Here is a 17515-nt window from a genome sequence, read left to right on the forward strand (position 1 = left end):
CGCTCCGCGCCGGGCCTCGGACGGCGGAAGGCCGACCTCTGGTTGTCGGTCTAGCCCGGTGCGCCTTGCGGCCCGGTTAAGGGCGGTGCGGCCGGATCGGGCTTGGGCTCCGGGGGCACCTCGGTCCGCGCCAGAGAGGTGACGATGGTCAGGGCCACGTGCTCGGCCATGCAGCGCAGGCCGAGATCGTTGAGCCGGAACTGGCGACCGAGCATGTGGCCCTCGCCCCGGTCGCTGCGGCTCGACAGGTAGTGCAGCGCCTCGTAGCGCCGCACCAGGGGCACCTGCTGCTGGGTCGCCACCGTCCGCACCGCCTCGACGATCCGGTTGTAATCCACGTCCGCGGCCATGCTGGCGGTGTAGATCGGGTCGACCAGGACCACGTCGATCCCGTGGGACCGGATCCAGGCGACGGCTTCGGTGAGCGCCCCCTCGAAGGCCTCGGCATCGACGCGGGCGATGGCGTCGTGGGTGCCCACCTGCCAGATCACGAGATCGGGCTCGGCCTCGACCACCATGGTGCGCAGGCGCTCGGCGGCCCCGGAGGCGACCTCGCCCGGGAGGCCGCGATGATCGATCACCACGTCGACCTTCGGCAGCGCCCGTTCCAGGGCAGCCTCCAGCTTGGCCGGATAGGAGGCCGACGCTCCCGGTGCCGCGGAGCCGCCGATCGCCAGCAGCTTCAGGGGCCGGTTCTCGGCCAGGGCCGCCTTGACGGCCCCCAGTTGCGCCGCCGCGTAGAGCTGCGCGCCCGGCACCCGGCATTCCTGGGACAGTCCGGGCTCGCCCGCCCCGGGATCGGCGACCTGCTCCGCCTGCGCCGGGCCGGCGAGGAGCAGGCTTAGGATCAGGGACAGCCTCGGACGGGCGGCGCGCCCGGCGCGCGCGGCCGGGCTCACGGGCGCGGCCTCGGAGACCTGTTGCGGGTACGCCATTCGACGAACCATGCCGTGAAACCCAGCCCGATCACGCCCGTGCCGGCGACCAGCATGTCGATCAGCAGGCCGCCGCCGGTCTGAAAACGCACGAGCTGTCCGATCAGACTCAGGATCGAGCCCATTGAGAAGACAGCCAGGGAGTTTCGTCCCAGCTGCGTGAGATAGCCCACGATGTGGCCAAGGCGGGGGGCGAGCAATGCGTACAGGGGGGCAAACGCCAACAATACCCCCAGGAAATGCACCAGCCGCGCCGGGGTCAGGTAGGTTTTCTCGAAGGTGAACAGCAGGCGCGGCGACGGCACCAGCATCGGATCCGGCCGAATCTCCGCCACGGAAAGCACAATCCCCGCGACGACGATGGCGATGCCGGCCGGGAACAAGCGGCGCGACCAGCGGCGCAGCACGTCGGAGCGGAGGTTCCAGCGCTGCAGCACGAAGCCCAGCACCAGAAGCACCTGCCAGCAGAGGGGATCGAAGAACCAGTCCCCCTCCCCGGGCCAGGAGGGCAGGTTCCACTCGAAGACGAGGCTGGCGGCGTAGAGTCCCCCGGACAGGACCAGGGCCGCGACGAGGCTGACGCGGCCGACCAGCACGAAGACCGGCGCGACGCCGATCAGCAGCACGTAGAGCGGCAGGATGTTGAAAAAACCGAGCTGGTAGGTCAGCAGCGCCATGCCGCAGACCGACTGGATCGGATCCGCGAAGAAGCCGCCGGCATTGTGCCATTCGAGGATCAGCGGATTGTCGAGCAGGAGGGCTGCCCCCGCGATGATGGCCAGCGCCAGGAGCATGACGGTGAGCTGCGCCCGGTAGACCTCGACGGTCCGGGCCAGCAGCCGCACCACGCTCTTGCCGGGGGGCTCCGGAACCCCGTCGCGGCCCCGGGTGGCGATGCCGATCGACCAGCCCGCCAGGAACACGAACAGCTCGGCGGCGTCCGAGATGCCGTATTGTGAGAAGGTGTAGCGCTCGAAGGTGTTGCCCGGGATGTGGTTGATGAAGATCGTCACCAGGGCGAAACCGCGCCAGAAGTCGATCGCGTTGGGGTCCCGCATCGGGGCGGCGGCTCCGGGGTTCGACGCGTCCGCGCGGCGGCGGCGGGTTCGCGGCCCCTGATACGGCGCCGCGTCGGGTCTGCAAAGGCGAACAAAGCGGGAGACCGCGCGGCGGGTCCAAGCGGGGCGGTCACACCCGCGTGACGCGCCGCCATCGGGGACAAAGGGTCCGCCGGGTCACGGTGCGGGGGTCGCTCTCACGACAGGCCCGCTCGCCGGGCGCCGGGTCAGACGTCCCTTCCCCATGTCACAACGCGCGCCCGCGGGTTGTGCCGACCGGACGGGCGGGATCAGCGCAGGGCGCGCTCGTCGTCGCTCTCCCGGGCGAGGCGCAGCAGGTTCTGGCCGTAATTGGTCTTGGCGAACATCTCGCCGCGGGCCACCAGCTGCTCGCGGGTGATGAAGTTCTGGAGATAGGCGATCTCCTCCAGGCAGGCGACCTGGAGCCCCTGGCGGTGCTGGAGGGTGCGGACGAACTCGCTCGCCTCCAGGAGGCTGTCGTGGGTCCCCGTGTCGAGCCAGGCATAGCCGCGGGACATGCGCTCCACGTGCAGCTGCCCGCGCTCGAGATAGACCTCGTTGACGCTGGTGATCTCCAGCTCGCCGCGGGGCGAGGGCTTCACGTCGGCGGCAATGTCGAGGACCTGGTTGTCGTAGAAATACAGGCCGGTCACCGCCCAGGTCGAATCCGGGTTCTGCGGCTTCTCGACGATCCGGGTCGGGCGCCCGGTCTTGTCGAGGCTGACCACGCCGTAGGCCTGGGGATTGTCCACGTGGTAGGCGAAGACCGTGGCCCCCTGCTTGCGCGCCGCGGCCCGCGCCAGCAACGCGCCCATGCCGGCGCCGAAGAACAGGTTGTCGCCGAGGATCAGCGCCACGTCGTCGGTGCCGACGAACTCGCGGCCGATCACGAAGGCCTGGGCGAGGCCCTCCGGCCGGGGCTGCAGGGCATAGGAGAATCGCAGGCCGAACTGCTCGCCGGTGCCGAACAGGCGCTTGTAATTGTCGAGGTGTTCCGGCGACGAGATGATCAGGATCTCGCGGATGCCGGCGAGCATCAGCACCGAGACCGGATAGTAGATCATCGGTTTGTCGTAGACCGGCAGGAGCTGCTTGTTGATCGACAGCGTGGCCGGGTGCAGCCGCGTGCCGGAGCCGCCGGCCAGAACGATGCCCTTCATGGCTTGGATACTCCCTCGCGAACCGGCCCGACGAGCCGGTCCAGGATGTCGTCGAGCGCCGCCTGCCAGGGCCGCGGGGCGATGCCGTAGGCGGCCGTGAGGCTGTCGGTGGACAGGCGCGAATTGGCCGGCCGCCGGGCCGGGGTCGGATAGGCAGCGGTCGGGATGCCCTCGACCGGGATGGAGCGGCCGCCGCGCCGGGCCCCGCCGGCGACGATCGCCTCGGCGAAGCCGCGCCACGTCGTGTCGCCCGCGTTGACGCAGTGGAACGTGCCGGTGGGCGCCTGCGCGTCGGTCGCCATGCGCTGCGCGATCGTGGCCAGGGCGGCGGCGAGGTCGGCCGCGGAGGTCGGGCAGCCGTGCTGGTCGTCGACCACCGTCAGGGCGTCGCGCTCGCCAGCGAGCCGCAGCATCGTCTTGACGAAGTTACCCCGGTGCGGGCTCACCACCCAGGCGGTCCGGACGATGGCGTGGCGCGGGTTGGCGGTGCGCACCGCGAGCTCGCCCGCGGCCTTGCTGGCCCCGTAGACGCTCTGCGGGTCGATGGGTGCGTCGGGGGCGTAGGCCCCGTCTGGCTTCGTGCCGGCGAAGACGTAGTCGGTCGAGACATGGACGAGGGGGATCTTGCGCTCGGCCGTCGCCGCCGCCAGGATCGCCGGGGCCAGCGCGTTGAGGCGCCACGCCGCCACAACCTCGGACTCGGCCTTGTCGACCGCGGTGTAGGCGGCGGTGTTGATCACCACCCGGTACGCGCAGCTGTCGAGCGCCGCCGCCACGGCCGCCGGGTCGGTGATGTCGAGTCCGGTGCGGCTCGGCGCGTGCACCGACACGCCGTCCGGCCAGGCCAGGGCCTGCAGCTCGGTGCCGACCTGGCCGCCACCGCCGAGAACGAGGACCCCCATCAGGTGTTCAGCCCCAGGCGCTCGCCCTTGTAGCGGCCCTCGCGGATCGGGCGCCACCAGCTCTCGTTGTCGAGGTACCAGGCGACGGTCGCTTCGAGCGCCTGCTCGAAGGTCTTCTGGGGGCGCCAGCCGAGCTCGGTCTCGGCCTTGGTGCAGTCGATGGCATAGCGCCGGTCATGGCCCGGGCGGTCGGCGACGAAGCTGATCAGCTTCTCGTGCGGGGCGTTCTCCGGGCGCAGACGGTCGAAGGCCGCGCAGAGCGCCTTCACCACCGCCAGGTTGTTGCGCACCGCCCGGCCGCCGAGCAGGTAGGTCTGTCCGACCCGGCCGCGCTCCAGCACGGCGACGAGGCCCCTGGCGTGGTCCTCGACGTGGATCCAGTCGCGCTCGTTCTGACCGTCGCCGTAGACCGGCAGTGCCTTGCCCTCCAGGGCATTGAGGATCATCAGCGGGATCAGCTTCTCGGGGAAGTGACGCGGCCCGTAATTGTTGGAGCAGTTGGTCACCAGCACCGGCAGGCCGTAGGTCTCGTGCCAGGCCCGCGCCAGGTGATCGGAGGCCGCCTTCGAGGCTGAGTAGGGCGAGCGCGGGTCGTAGCGGCTCTCCTCGGTGAAGAAGGCGTCCGGCGGCAGCGAGCCGTAGACCTCGTCGGTGGAGACGTGGAGGAACCGGAAGCTCTTTTTGTCCGCCTCCGGCAGGGATTCATAATACCTGCGGGCCCCGTCCAGCATCGTCTGGGTGCCGATCACGTTGGTGCGCACGAAGGCGCCCGGATCGGTGATCGAGCGGTCGACGTGGCTCTCGGCGGCGAGGTGCATCACGGCCTGGGGGCGGAACTCGGCCAACGCCGTCTGCACGGCGGCGCGGTCGCAGATATCGGCCTCGACCCGGCGGTGGCGCGGGTTGTCGGCGAGCGGCGCCAGGGAGATTGGATTGGCCGCATAGGTCATCGCGTCGAAGGTGCAGACCTCGTGGCCGAGATCCTCGACGAGGTGCAGCACCAGCGCCGAGCCGATGAAGCCGCAGCCTCCGGTCACCAGGATGCGCATGGCGGATTACCTCCTCGGACGGGTCGGAAACGGGATGGCGGGGCAGCAGAAGGCTGCGCGCCGTGACAAAATTACGGCTTGGCCGGTCAAAAGGCGCGCCCGAGCTCGGTGAGCCGGGGGGCGCGGCGGTCCTTGTCCGACAGGATCGCGGCCTCGCCCGAGACCGGCCACGGGATCCCGATCTCGGGATCGTTCCAGGCGAGCGACCGGTCGTGCTCGGGGCTGTAATAGTCGTCGACCTTGTAGGCGACCATCACGTCGGGCGTGAGGGTGCAGAAGGCGTGGGCGAAGCCGTGCGGGATGAAGAGCTGCGTGCCCGTCTCGGCGTCGAGGGTCACGGCCACGAACCTGCCGAAGGTCGGCGAGGCGCTGCGGATATCGACCGCCACGTCCAGGATCGCGCCCTGCAGCACGCGGATGAGCTTGGCTTGGGCGCGCGGGGCGATCTGGAAGTGCAGGCCGCGGATCGTGCCCTGCGGGGCCGAGAAGGACTGATTGTCCTGAACGAAGGTGTTGGCGATGCCGGCCCGCCCCAGCGCGTCCACCCGGAACGTCTCGGAGAACCAGCCGCGCGCGTCGCCCAGGCGCTTGGGCACGATGCGCTTCACGTCCGGGATCTCGGTCTCGATGACGTCCATACCAGCGCCCTTCCCGCGGGTCCCGTGGCGCGGCGGGCGTCTTCGCGCTGCTCGTTCCCAGCTGGGCGCCCGCGTCGCCGAACTCTACCGCGACGATCGACCCGCGACTTCCGGTCATTCGCGGGCCATGTCAAGGCGTAGCGCCTACGATGCCGAACGCGGGGAAACCGATGAGGGGCCGATCGGGGCAATCCCTGCCGACCCTGTTGCGGTTGCAGCTTGCCGACCCGGATTGCACTTGGAGTCTCGGCAGCTACGGCGCCATCGCGGTCTTCCGCCGGGATCCCGGCGAGCCGGCGCGGCCCCTCGATGACGGCCGCCTCGGGTGCGCAACGGACCGCGGCGCGGTCGCGCTCGCTCCGCCATCGGATCTCAGGCCCGTCGCCTACGAGACCGGCTTCGCGGGCGGATGGAGCCAGGCGGTCGCGCTCTGCCTGCCGGCGGCGGCCTGCGCGATGGGGCAGCGCGCGGTGCTGACCGAGCTGGGGCCCGACGCCGCCGCAGTCCGTCCGAAGGATCGCGACGGGATCCTGTTCGATCTCGGCCTCGGACTTGCGGCGGCCGATGCCTGTGTGCGCGTGACCGATCCGGCCCTGATCGACCGGCTCCGCGCCGGGGCCGGTCGGCCGATCTTGCTGCCGGACAATCCGGTCTTCGCGGCCCTCGCCGCATCGAGCCCGCACCGGGTCTTCCTCGCCCGCGCCGGGCGGATCGAGGTCTACACGCCGATCCCGCCGCCCGGCGGGATCGGCGTTCCCGGGCCGCACAGCCATATCCTGCCGAAGCTGCTTCGACTGCGGCGCACGCACGCCGCCACTGCGCCGATCCCGAAAGGCTGGGTGCCCATCGGGGCGCTGCACCCGGCCCATCCGGCCAAGGACGGGACCGGCCGGTCGATCCCGTTCGACGCGGCGCGTCACCGGGCGTTCGGGGGCCTCCTTGCGGACTGGGGCGATCTCGGGCTCACCGCCCTCCGGACCGCTGTCCTGTCCGGCGAGACCCCCGACCCGACTGCGGCAAACGGACGGTTCGCGCGCTCGGCGATCCGGGCCGCCTCGGCCCAGCGCGCGACCATGGGCTATTGATGTCCCGAGATTCACCCAGGGCTCCGGCCGGCATGGCGTGGCCGGACGGCCCGATGCACCGCCGAAGCTCAGGGAATCCCGATCATCTTGTGGGTCTGGAGCGAGAGGCGCCAGCGGGCGTCGCTCCGGCAATACGCGATCGCGGCCTCGGTGCTGGCGATCCGGCCCGGCCCGTCCAGGGGCTGGAGGAAGCGGTGACGGAAATCGAGGCCGACGAAGTCCGCGGGGTCGGCATCCACCTGCGGATAGACCAGCTTCAACTCGTGGCCGCTCCGCTGCGCGAGGGGGTTGGCTCCCTTCGGACTGACGCAGATCCAGTCGATGCCGGGGGGGGCCTGCAGCGTGCCGTTCGTCTCGATGGCGATCTCGAAGCCCTGCGCGTGCACCGCCTCGATCAGGGGCGCGTCGAGCTGGAGCAGCGGTTCACCGCCGGTGAAGACGACGTAGCGGTTCTCGGGGCCGCCGAGCCAGGTCGCCGCGACGGAGGCGGCGAGGGCGGCCGCGTCGGCGAAGCGCCCGCCGCCCTCGCCGTCGAGACCGACGAAATCGGTGTCGCAGAATCGGCAGGCCGCCGCGGCGCGGTCCGCCTCGCGCCCGGACCAGAGGTTGCACCCGGCGAAGCGGCAGAACACCGCCGCGCGCCCCGCCTGGGCGCCCTCCCCCTGAAGGGTGTGGAAGATTTCCTTGACCGCGTAACTCACTGCCGTTCCAGCCACCGTCTCGCGCGCCGCACGCCCTGCAGATAGGCGGCGCGCACGTCCCAGACCACTGACAACCACGCCGCGCAGAGTCGCGGTGCGCTCTCGCCTTGCTCTTGCCACGGTGCCCTCGTTGATGCCGAGATGCAGCGCGGCGGCCGAATTCGGCCGCCCGGGTTGCGCCTCCCTCCGGCCCGCGGCCGGAATAGCGGCGCCTGGCGGCGTCGATCCTGGCGATCCTCTGACGAGTCGGCCTGAATGTCCCCTTCTCTCTTCCGGCGTCTCACCGTCGGGCTTGCGGCGCTGACAGGTGTGCTCGGAGCGAGCCTGGCCGGAATCCGCGCGGCGGATGCGGTGACGGTACCGATCCTCGTCGCCGACGTGGATTCGGGCAAGGTGCTCTACGCGCAGGCGCCGACCGACCCCTGGTATCCGGCCTCGATCACGAAGCTGATGACCACCTACGTCGCCCTCGACCTCGTGCGGCAAGGCAAGGTCTCGCTCGATTCGATGATCACCATCTCGGCCGCCGCCACCGCCGAGCCGCCCTCCAAGATGGGCTTCAAGCCCGGGACGCAGCTCACCCTCGACAACGCCCTCAAGATCATCATGGTCAAGTCGGCCAACGACATCGCCTACGCGATCGGCGAGAATCTCGGCGGCTCGATCGACAACTTCGCCACCCTGATGAACGAGACCGCCCAGCGGATCGGCATGCACGACAGCCATTGGTACAATCCCAACGGCCTGCCCGATCCGCGCCAGTGGACCTCGGCCCGCGACATGGCGGTGCTGGCCCGGGCGCTGATCCGCGACTTCCCGGAGTCCCACGACCTGTTCTCGATCTCGGCGATCCAGTTCGGCCGTGCGGTGATGGCGAACCACAACGGCCTGCTCGGGCGCTATCCCGGCACCGACGGGATGAAGACCGGCTTCATCTGCTCGGGCGGCTTCAACGTGGTGGCCACAGCCACCCGCAACGGCCGGCGGATCGTCACCATCGTGATGGGGCAGCCGAGCCCGCGCGAGCGCGACGTGAAGGCCGCCGACCTGTTCGATTATGCCTTCGCCCAGAGTGCCGGCTGGACCAGCCCGACGCTGGATGCGCTGCCGGCCTCAGCGCTTTCCGCGCCGCCGGACATGCGTCCCTTCGTCTGCGGCGGCAAGAAGCCCCCGGCAATCGAGGACGGGCCCGGCGCGCTCAATGCACCCGGCTCCGCGGCACAGCTGATCGGCGGGGCCGCGGCGAACTCGCCGGCCCTGGCGCTCGCCGCCTTCTCCAACCCGGCCCTGCGTGCGCGCAGCCTGCCGCCGCGGGCGCCCCTGCAGCCGATCGCCGTTTGGATCGGCCGCAACCCGGCCGAGGGTCAGCAGATCATAGACGCGCAGGAGGCCGAGCAGAAGGCCGCCGTCGCCAACAGCCGGGCGGCGAAGCTCGAAGCCGCCAGGGCCAGGCGCCTCGCGGCGCTGGAGGCGGCCAAGCAGGCCCGCGCGGCGCGCGCGGAACAGGCGCAGGCGGCGAAGGCCAAGACCCCGGCCGCCAAGGTCGCCGCGAAGGCGGGTCATCCCCTCCCCCACGCGGCGAGCGCCTACACCGCTGTCGAGACACCGACGATGCCGGAGGCCAAACCCGGCAAGGGCCTGTCGAAGCCCGCGCCGAAAGCCGCCGCCCATAAGGCCGCTCCAGCCAAGGCCGCAGCCAAGAAGCCGGCCGCCAAGAAGGCCGCGTCCGACGAATAGGCGCCCCTGTCCCGCCCCGCCGCGTTGCCGCGGGTGCTGGGAAACCCCACCTCGACGCTCATGTCATTCAGCCCTGCGCCCGTCCCCGATCCGCGACGCCCGGAGCCGATCCCGCTCACGGTGCTCACCGGCTTCCTCGGCGCCGGCAAGACCACGCTGCTGAACCGGCTGCTGCGCGATCCCGCGCTCGCCGACACGGTGGTGATCGTCAACGAGTTCGGCGCGATCGGTCTCGATCACCTGCTGATCGAGACCGTCGACGAGGACATGATCCTCCTGGGCGCCGGCTGCCTGTGCTGCACGGTGCGGGGCGACCTGATCGCGACCCTGGAGGATCTGCTGCGCAAGCGCGACAACGGCCGGATCCGGCCGTTCCGCCGCGTGATCATCGAGACCACCGGCCTCGCCGATCCGGCGCCGATCCTGCACGCGCTGATCTACCATCCCTATCTCGTGCTCCGATACCGGCTTCAGGCCGTGGTGACCGTGGTCGATGCAGTCACGGGTTCGGCAACCCTCGACGCCCATCCCGAGGCCGTGCGGCAGGCGGCGGTCGCGGACCGCATCGTCCTCTCCAAGGCCGATCTCGCGGACGACGTGTCCGGGATCCGCGCCCGCCTCGCCGCGCTCAATCCCGCGGCCCCGATCGTCGCGCCGGACGCCGCCGCCGAGGTGCTGCTCGGCGGGCTGTTCGGCCTCGACGGCAAGGGTGCGGATGTGCGGACGTGGCTCGGCGACGCAATCCGGGCCGAGGCGGATCACCGGGACCCCGAGGTCAACCGGCACGATGCGTCGATCCAGGCCGTCTGCCTGACGAGCGCGACGCCCGTACCGCGTCCCGCCTTCGAGATGTTCATGGACCTGCTGCGCTCGGGCCACGGGCCGAAGCTGTTGCGGCTCAAGGGTATCGTGGCGCTCGCCGACGATCCCGAACGGCCGCTGGTGGTCCACGGCGTCCAGCACGTGTTCCACGCCCCCCTGACCCTCCCGGCTTGGCCGGATCCCGACCACACGTCCCGGCTCGTGCTGATCCTGCGGGACCTCGACCCCGCCTTCGTCCAGCGGCTGTGGGACGCGTTCCTCGGCCGCCCGCGCGTCGATGCCCCGGATGCCGCCGCGCTCACCGACAATCCCCTGGCGATCCCCGGTCCCTGACGCCGCACCGGCGCGGCATCGGCCTTGAAGCGTGCGCACCGAGCGGCGCTTCGGAGGCGCCGATGCGTCCCGATATGGGACGAAGCGTCGAGAGGCAGGACACGCGATGGCGCCACGCTTCACCGTGATACAGGGCGGCCTGTCCGGGAGGCCCGAGCCGCGTCCCGCGCAGGCCCCGGATCGGCCGTCGGTGATGCGGGTCGATCTCCACCGCCCCGGCGGCGTGGATGCGGACGCAATTTCCGCGTGGCGGGCCATGCTGGTCCGGAACGCGGTGACCGATCCGCTCCGCGACCCCGATCATCTGCTGCCGCTCGCCCAGCACCGTCCCGCGGGCCGCCGGGTCGCGGTCGCCCTCGCGTGGAGCCGCGACGTCGAAACCGGGCGCGAGGCACTGCACGGCGTGGTGCCGCTGGCAATGCCGCATCCGGTCTGGGGCGGTGGCGCCCGTCCCTGGCAGCCGGTCGAATCCGAAGCCGCCGCCCTGGTCGAGCAGGCCGCCGCGGAGGCCGTCGATCGGGCATTGCGGGCCCGGCTCGCGGCGCTGCGCCGCTCGATCCGCCTCGTCGGCGCGGTCGAGCCCGTTGGGATCCCGGTGGCGAACCGTCCCGCCCTCGCGGCGAGCCGTCGGGCGTGGTCCCGGCCGGTTCCGTCGGAGCGCCTCATGGGTGTCCGCCCCGTGGGCTGGCAGGCACCCGCCTCGGAGATGCACGCGGTGACCGCGCCGGACGCCGTGCGCGACGCGGTCGAGACCTTTCTCACGCTCGACGCCCGCACGGCGGAGCGGCCGATCATCGCCGATCCGGCGAAGGCGTCCCTGGTCCGTGTGGTCAGCCGCCTCTTCGCCCGGCGGGGCGCCCTGCGGGTCGAGTTCCTGCGCCGGGCCGGCGCGATCGTCGCCGGCACGCTCCATCTCGGGACCGGCGCGGCCTCCGTGCCCTGGCGGCGGGCCTGAACGGTCAATCGGCCGCGGACGGCCGGGCCTGTCGGGGCACCGATCCGAACGCTAGCTGCCCGGCATGGCGCGCGACACCCTTCACGGCCTCCGATCGACCCCGCGCCGCGTCGGCGCCGCGCCGGAGGGATCGTCCGACGGCCATGATGCCGATCGGGTCGCGGCCGTGATGGCGCGGCTGGCGGAGGCCGACCCGGATCCGAAAGCCGGCTTCGACCGCAGCGACCCGTATCGCCTCCTCGTGACCGTCCTGCTCTCCGCCCAGTCCACCGGCCCGACGGTCGCCCGGATCGCGGAGGCGCTGTTCACGGAAGTCCGGGATCCCGCCGGCATGGTGGCTTTGGGCGAGGCCCGGATCACCGAGATCATCCGGCCGGTCGGGCTCGGGCCCTCGAAGGCGCGCAACATCGTCAAGCTGTCGGCGGCCCTGATCGCGGAGTTCGGCGGCGCCGTGCCGCCCAGGTCCATCGACATGCGCCGCCTCCCGGGCATCGGCCGCAAGAGCGCCGAGGTCACGGCGAACTTCGCCTTCCACGAGCCGGTGATCGCGGTCGACACCCATGTGTTCCGGGTTTCGAACCGGATCCCGCTCGCCCCCGGTGCTACCGTCGATGCGGTCGCCGACGGTCTCGCCCGGATCGTGCCGGAGCGGTTCAAGGACGGCGCCCATGTCTGGCTGTTCCGTCACGGCCGCGATACCTGCACGGCCCGGAAACCCGCCTGCCCACGATGCCCGGTCTCGGACCTGTGCACCTGGCCGGGCAAGACGACCTGAGCGCGCCTACTCGTCCTCGCCGAACCGGTTGGCGACCAGTGCCGCGATGGCGTCGAGGCAGGCTTCGGCGTCCTGCCCCACGGCAGTGACGGCGATCTGCGTCCCCATGGCGGCGCCCAGGGTCAGGAGCCCCATGATGGAGCGCCCGCCCACGGTCTCGCCCGCCCGGGTCACCGTAACCGCGGCATCGTAGCGCTCCACGGTCTGCACGAACTTGGCGGAGGCCCGGGCGTGCAGGCCGCGCCGGTTGATGATCGGCAGCCTGCGCAGGATCCCGCCCTCCGGAACCGGGGGATCGTCATCCGTCTCGAAAAGGTCGTCCATCGCCCGTAATATGTCCCGCCCGATCCGCGGTCGTCGAAGCCGCTTGTGACGACGCTAGCGCATCGCTCCGGATAGCGGAACCGGCACGGGGCGCTACCGTTTTGATTCGCATCGCGTTTTGCTGGAGACGGCGGACCGCGCTCCGGGCCGATAAGTCCGGATGCGCCAGGACCGCGGGATCAGCGCCGCCGATGAGGCGCGGTGCGGTGTCGGCGGCCGTTCACCACTCGTATTCGGCGCCGACGCCGAGGCTGGTTCGGCCGTCGCTGCCCGCCTCGCCCTTCAGCTTGATCCGCCGGGTAACGTCGAAATCCACCCCGACCGCGGTGTCGGCGGGTTTGGCGCCGGCCTTCACGCCGACGCTGACCCGGTCCGAGATGTAGCGCGAGGCGCCGAGCGCCGGGCCGCCGCTGGACCCCGTGGAGACGTCGAGGCTGTCGAGGCCGAGGCCCTTGCGCGCCTGCTCGAACACGTCCGGACCGGCGGCGCCGCCGGAGAGCTGGGCCACGACCTGCGCGAGCTGCAGGGCCTGGAACGGTGACAATCCGCCCGCCGCCTTCTTGAACAGCAGACGCGACAGGATCTCGTCCTGCGGCAGCACCGGATCGGAGGTCAGGGCGAATTGCGGCGCGTCCGCCGGCCCGGTCACCGCGACGCGGGCGGTCACGTCGCCGGCCTTGGTCTCGGCGGCGAAATCGAGGTCCGGAGTCGTCAGGCTGCCCGCGAAGCTCACCCGTCCGCGGCTGAAGTCGAGACGCTGCCCGACGAGGTCGAGGCGACCGCGCCGCATCGCGAAGGCGCCGACCGCGTTGGGGGCCAGAGAGGTGCCGGTCACCCGGAGGGCGCCGCCGAGCTCGGCATCGATGCCGCGCCCGCGCACGAAGATGCGGCTCGGGGCATCGACCGCGACGTCGAGGGTGGCGTCGAAGGGCACAACGGGTTTCTTCGACCTTCGCCCGGGCGTCGCCGCGGCCCGCGGTCCGGCACGCTGCGCCAGGCGTGCGCGCGCCTCCGGCGGCGTGTTGACGTGGCGCACCCCCGGCAGGGGCCGCACGGTCGCGGGCAGCCGGTCCGGTACGGCGACGTCGATCGACGCGATGTCGACCCGGCCGGAGATCCGCGGCGTCCGCGCCAGCGGGCCGGCGAGGGTGAGGTCGAGGCTCGACACGGCGGTCATCAGCGGGCTCGACACCAGTTCGGCCCTGTCGGCGAGGACGTGGAACTGACCGGGGAAATCCGGCTCCAGCGCCACGCGGCCCGTCACCGAGACGCGGCCGCCGTTGCGGGTCGCCGCGGTCAGGCGCTCGACCACGAGGCTGTCGCCCCGGCCGGTGACCCGGCCCTCGATTCCGGTGAGGCGGATGCCGTTGAGCGGATCGGTGAAGCTGCCGGCGGTCAGGGTCGCCGCGCCCTGCGCCCGCGGGGCCGCGAGCGTGCCGGTGACGCCGCCATCGATGGCGACCTTCCCGGCGACGCTCTGGCCCCCGACGCTGAGCAGGGAGTTGGCGAGTGCCGCGTCGAGAATGCCCTTGGCACGGAGGTCGAGCGCGCCGCCGGCCTCGACCGGGATCCGGCCGGCCACCGTCAGGGCGACGCCCCGCCCCGCCGTCACCCGGCAGTCGAGGCTGGCCTGCCCATCGGCCAACGTGCCCCGGGCGCTGGCATCCACCGGCGGCAGGCTCGCCTGCCGGGTCTGCGGCGCCGTGAGCTTCGAGACCGTGAGGGCGTAGCGGCCCTCCGGCCTGTCCGCCGGCCCGTGCAGGTCCGCCTCCCCGTCGAGACTCCCCGACAGGGCGAGATCCGGTGCGGCGATCCGGGCGAGGGACAGCGGCAGCGCCCGGATCGCCATGCGCAGGTCGAGGTCGCGCCCGGCCCGGCCCGTCACCGAGACCCGGCCAGAGCCCGCCGCGACGGTCAACCCGTCGATCACCGCGCCGCCGTTCCTGAGGGTGATGACGGCCGGTCCGGCCAGGGCGAAGCGGTCGCTCCCGCGGGCGGCCGAGAGAGCCTTGAGCTCGATGCGGGTGTCGTCGGCCGGGACGATGCGGGCCGCCCCGTCGAGGCCGAAGCCGCGGGCCCTGGCGGTCAGCGTGACGTCGCTGAAGGCGGGGCTGCCGTCGGCGACGAGGCGGAGGGCGTCGATCTGCTGGGCGGCGGCGAGCAGCCGGTCGGCCTCCAGGCGCCCGTCGAGGATCGGATGGGCGCGCAGGTCGCGGCCCCTCAGGTCGGCATCGAGCCGCGACAGGGCGTAGGTGCCGTAGCGCAGGCCCGCGCCGGTCGCCCGGATCGCCGCATCCTGGCGACCGCCGTCGCGGGCGAGGGTCACGGCCGCGTCGAGGCGGCCGGCCATCGGTTCCGGGGCGAGGGGCGCGATATCCTCCAGGCTGGCAGCCCGCACCGTGAGCGATCCGGCCGAAAGCCAGGTCTCGGCCGCAACCGTAGCACTGCCCGCCACCGCCACCGAGCCGAGGTTCAGTGCGAGCCGGTCGAGCGCCCAGTCGGGTCCCACGCGCGCGCCATGGGCATCGCCGGTCAGGGCCTTGCCGGCCACGGTGCCGGAGAGCCGAACGCTGCCGTCCGGCGCCAGGAGCCCATCCTTGACGAGGGCCTCGACCCGCAGGTCGCGGATCGGCTTGCCGTCGGCCGTGGCGGCGGGCGCCGTGAGCGTCGCCGCGAGGTCCGGATGCTCGAGGGAACCGGTGAGGCGCGCTTCGATGCCGGCGCGCCCGGTGAGGCGATTGTCCAGATCCGCGAGGCTCCGGAGCTCGAGGCGGCCGCCGACATCGGCCAACTCCGAGGTCGCTTCGCCCTGGAGGGTGGCGGAGAGGCCCTGCCCCTCCAGGCGCAGGTGATCGAACCCATACCCGTCGTAGGAGCGCGACACCCGCCCCAGCAGCGAAGGCGTTCGGCCGAGGACCCGGTCGGCCGCCGCGATCCCGGTCGCGAGGCCGGTCGTGGTGACGGTGAGATCGGCGGCGACGGCCTTCCGGGCCGGGTCGCCACTCAGCCGCGCCTTGGCGTCGAGGGAACCCGCGAGCCCGCGCCCGGCGAGGCCGGAGAACACCGCGAGATCCGGTACAGCTGCATCCAGCGTACCGGTCAGCGTGTTCTGCCCGATACGGCCAACGTAGCCGGCCCGGGCGGTCTCGGAGTCGAGCCGGAGCGTCGCGACATCGATCACCCCGTCCGGCCCGGCTGCCGCCCGGAGCGTGAGCTGTGCCCGGCTTCCGACGGCCCGCCGCAGGGCCGGATCGGCCAGCCGCAGGCCCTCGACCTTCCCGTCCGCGGCGATGGCGAAGCGCCGCGCGGTCGGATCGCCCTGCGGCGCCACGTCCAGGCGTGCCTCGATCCGATCCAGGGCGGAGTCGCGGCCGCGCAGGCCCGCCGCGTCGAGGCCGCCGCGGATGGTCGGTGCCGCGATGGGTCCCTTGAGGCTGCCGTCGAAGGTGAGCTTGGCGATCTCGGCCTCGCCCGCCCGGGTCATGCCGCCCTCGGTGGGCAGGGCGCGGGCCTGGAGGGTGAGGTCCGCGATCCGGTCCGCGGTGAGGCTGCCCCCGGCGGTGAGCTTGGCGGTCTGGGAGGTCAGGTCCAGCCGGTCGATCCGGAAGGCGCCGCTATCGGCGAAGGCGAACCCGCCCGCGAGCTGCGTGGTGCCCGCGAACACCGCGGCGGCCGGACCGGGCACCAGGCCCTCAATGCGCGCCGCGAGGTCGAGGGCGAGTCGCCGCTCGGCGCCGATCCGCGAGATCTTGGCACCGCCCTTCGCGCCGATCTCCGGACCGGCGGCGAAATCGAGCTTGGCGGCCCACGCGTCGAGCGTGCCCGTCCCGTCGAGGTCGAAATCGATCGGCGGCGTGCCGGGGATGTTGGCCGCCTTCGAGAGCAGGCCCCCTGCGGGCTCCACGAGGTTCGCCTTCAGCTCCAGGCGGTCGCCAGTCGGCACGTAGAGCAGGCTGAGGAGGAAGCGCCCGGCGGCGTCGAGGCGCTGCGCCCGGGCCGTGAGGTCCAGCCCCTCGCTCGCCGCGCCGAGCCGGGCGCGCCCCTCTGCGGACAGGCGGGCAGCCTGCCCGGCGACCGGTTCACCGAGGACCAGTTCCGCGAGCCGGAAGCCCTTGATCTCGACCTTCACGGGGAGATCCGGCAGGAGCTTGCCGTCCGGCTTGGCCTCCGGCGGGGTCGGTCCGGGGATCGGCCGCCGCAGGACCTCCAGGCGCCCGATCTCCAGGCTGTCCACCTCCAGCCGTCCCGAGAGCAGGGCCAAGCGGCGCCAGACGATGCGCGCCTTGTCGAGCTTCAGCCAGACGCCGTCGCGGTCGCTCAGGGCGACGTCCCGGATGGTGGCGTCAGACGACAGGGCGCCGTCGACCGCGCCGATCGCCACCCGCGACGACGGCGTGGACAGCGCCCGGGACAGGAGGCCGCCGAGCACGGACTTGTCGCCCGCGTCGGCGTGCGTGCGCGTCACGGTTCCGGCGAGCAGGACGGCGAGCCAGACCAGCGCGCCGATGACGCCCAGCCCCTGCCCAAGGGCGAAGACCGGCCGCCGCGCTCCGTCCCGCCCGCTGCAATCCGCCATTCAGAATGCCTGCCCCAGGCTGAGATACAGGACCGCCGGACGCACGTGGCCGCCCTTGTAGGGATCGAGCGGGAACGCGAGATCCGCGCGGATCGGGCCGATCCCGGTGTAGTAGCGCAGGCCGATGCCGACCGATTTCCGGATTGTCTCCTTGAAATCCGGCAGCGCGGAGGCGAAGGCGGTCCCCGCGTCGAAGAACGGCACCACGCCGATCGTGTCGGTGACCTTGATGCGGGCTTCGACGGACGCCTCCAGCAGGCTGCGGCCGCCGATCGGCAGGTTGTACGGCCCGATCGGCCCGAGGGTGCGATAGGGATAGCCGCGCACGGAGCCGCCGCCGCCGGCGAAGAACCGGAAATTGTCCGGGATCTCGCCGAGCGGCGCCCCGGAGACCGAACCGAATCCGACCCGCCCGGCCAGGATGTATCGGGCCTCGTCGTCGAA

At 72.3% G+C, this 17515-nt stretch carries 15 protein-coding genes (1 of these 15 only partly in view); 5 read left to right on the forward strand and 10 right to left on the reverse strand.

The genetic code is table 11. The features are described from left to right. Window positions 1–50: 50 nt before the first annotated feature. The 6 genes from AC3IF1_RS22890 to rfbC form a co-directional block, all read right to left on the reverse strand. Entirely contained in the window at window positions 51–935 is an 885-nt protein-coding gene (locus AC3IF1_RS22890; RefSeq protein WP_489219476.1) for an SGNH/GDSL hydrolase family protein, read from the reverse strand. Further along, the gene (locus tag AC3IF1_RS22895; protein WP_243968031.1) at window positions 896–1993 is read right to left on the reverse strand and encodes an OpgC family protein; all 1098 of its coding nucleotides are present in this window, start codon (window positions 1991–1993) and stop codon (window positions 896–898) included. The genes AC3IF1_RS22890 and AC3IF1_RS22895 overlap by 40 nt, the downstream gene beginning before the upstream one ends. 290 nt (window positions 1994–2283) lie before the next feature. Beyond that, complete coding sequence (gene rfbA, locus AC3IF1_RS22900) at window positions 2284–3174, reverse strand: glucose-1-phosphate thymidylyltransferase RfbA (RefSeq protein ID WP_243968033.1); 891 nt, start codon at window positions 3172–3174, stop codon at window positions 2284–2286. Beyond that, window positions 3171–4076 (reverse strand): dTDP-4-dehydrorhamnose reductase, encoded by a 906-nt coding sequence (gene rfbD / locus AC3IF1_RS22905; protein ID WP_489219478.1) that lies wholly within the window; start codon window positions 4074–4076, stop codon window positions 3171–3173. Before rfbD ends, rfbA begins: the two co-directional genes overlap by 4 nt. Continuing rightward, complete coding sequence (rfbB, locus tag AC3IF1_RS22910; protein ID WP_489219479.1) at window positions 4076–5125, reverse strand: dTDP-glucose 4,6-dehydratase; 1050 nt, start codon at window positions 5123–5125, stop codon at window positions 4076–4078. Before rfbB ends, rfbD begins: the two co-directional genes overlap by 1 nt. Before the next feature lie 86 nt (window positions 5126–5211). Next, on the reverse strand, window positions 5212–5763 hold the full coding sequence (rfbC, locus tag AC3IF1_RS22915) for a dTDP-4-dehydrorhamnose 3,5-epimerase (protein WP_489219480.1): 552 nt from the start codon (window positions 5761–5763) through the stop codon (window positions 5212–5214). Window positions 5764–5933: 170 nt separating this feature from the next. Between rfbC and AC3IF1_RS22920 the strand changes: the two genes are divergently transcribed. Next, window positions 5934–6848 carry a DUF6925 family protein gene (locus AC3IF1_RS22920; protein ID WP_489219481.1) on the forward strand — a complete coding sequence of 305 codons (915 nt, stop codon included), beginning with the start codon at window positions 5934–5936 and terminating at the stop codon, window positions 6846–6848. 68 nt (window positions 6849–6916) lie between these two features. On the opposite strand, the gene queE is transcribed toward AC3IF1_RS22920, so the two are convergent. Further along, window positions 6917–7549: a 7-carboxy-7-deazaguanine synthase gene (queE, locus tag AC3IF1_RS22925; protein WP_489219482.1), complete on the reverse strand. Its 633-nt coding sequence runs from the start codon at window positions 7547–7549 to the stop codon at window positions 6917–6919. Between the two features lie 255 nt (window positions 7550–7804). On the opposite strand from queE, the gene AC3IF1_RS22930 reads away from it, so the two are divergent. The 4 genes from AC3IF1_RS22930 (at window position 7805) to AC3IF1_RS22945 (ending at window position 12171) form a co-directional block, all read left to right on the forward strand. Further along, complete coding sequence (locus AC3IF1_RS22930; protein ID WP_489219483.1) at window positions 7805–9286, forward strand: D-alanyl-D-alanine carboxypeptidase family protein; 1482 nt, start codon at window positions 7805–7807, stop codon at window positions 9284–9286. A 60-nt stretch (window positions 9287–9346) separates the two neighbouring features. Then, window positions 9347–10441 (forward strand): CobW family GTP-binding protein, encoded by a 1095-nt coding sequence (locus AC3IF1_RS22935; protein WP_489219484.1) that lies wholly within the window; start codon window positions 9347–9349, stop codon window positions 10439–10441. Between the two features lie 106 nt (window positions 10442–10547). After that, window positions 10548–11396 (forward strand): GNAT family N-acetyltransferase, encoded by an 849-nt coding sequence (locus AC3IF1_RS22940; protein WP_489219485.1) that lies wholly within the window; start codon window positions 10548–10550, stop codon window positions 11394–11396. Between the two features lie 64 nt (window positions 11397–11460). Then, complete coding sequence (locus AC3IF1_RS22945; RefSeq protein ID WP_489219486.1) at window positions 11461–12171, forward strand: endonuclease III domain-containing protein; 711 nt, start codon at window positions 11461–11463, stop codon at window positions 12169–12171. Window positions 12172–12177: 6 nt separating this feature from the next. On the opposite strand, the gene AC3IF1_RS22950 is transcribed toward AC3IF1_RS22945, so the two are convergent. From AC3IF1_RS22950 to AC3IF1_RS22960, 3 genes are all read right to left on the reverse strand, one after another. Further along, window positions 12178–12495 carry an HPr family phosphocarrier protein gene (locus tag AC3IF1_RS22950; RefSeq protein ID WP_243968046.1) on the reverse strand — a complete coding sequence of 106 codons (318 nt, stop codon included), beginning with the start codon at window positions 12493–12495 and terminating at the stop codon, window positions 12178–12180. Window positions 12496–12715: 220 nt separating this feature from the next. Continuing rightward, window positions 12716–17071, reverse strand: a complete 4356-nt coding sequence (locus tag AC3IF1_RS22955) for a translocation/assembly module TamB domain-containing protein (RefSeq protein WP_489219487.1) — start codon at window positions 17069–17071, stop codon at window positions 12716–12718. Beyond that, window positions 17072–17515, reverse strand: the 3' end of a protein-coding gene (locus AC3IF1_RS22960; protein WP_489219488.1) for an autotransporter assembly complex protein TamA. The gene runs 1473 nt beyond the window's last position; only the last 444 of its 1917 coding nucleotides appear in the window; the start codon falls outside the window, past its right edge; the stop codon is at window positions 17072–17074.

This window comes from Methylobacterium sp. E-012 (assembly GCF_057836545.1).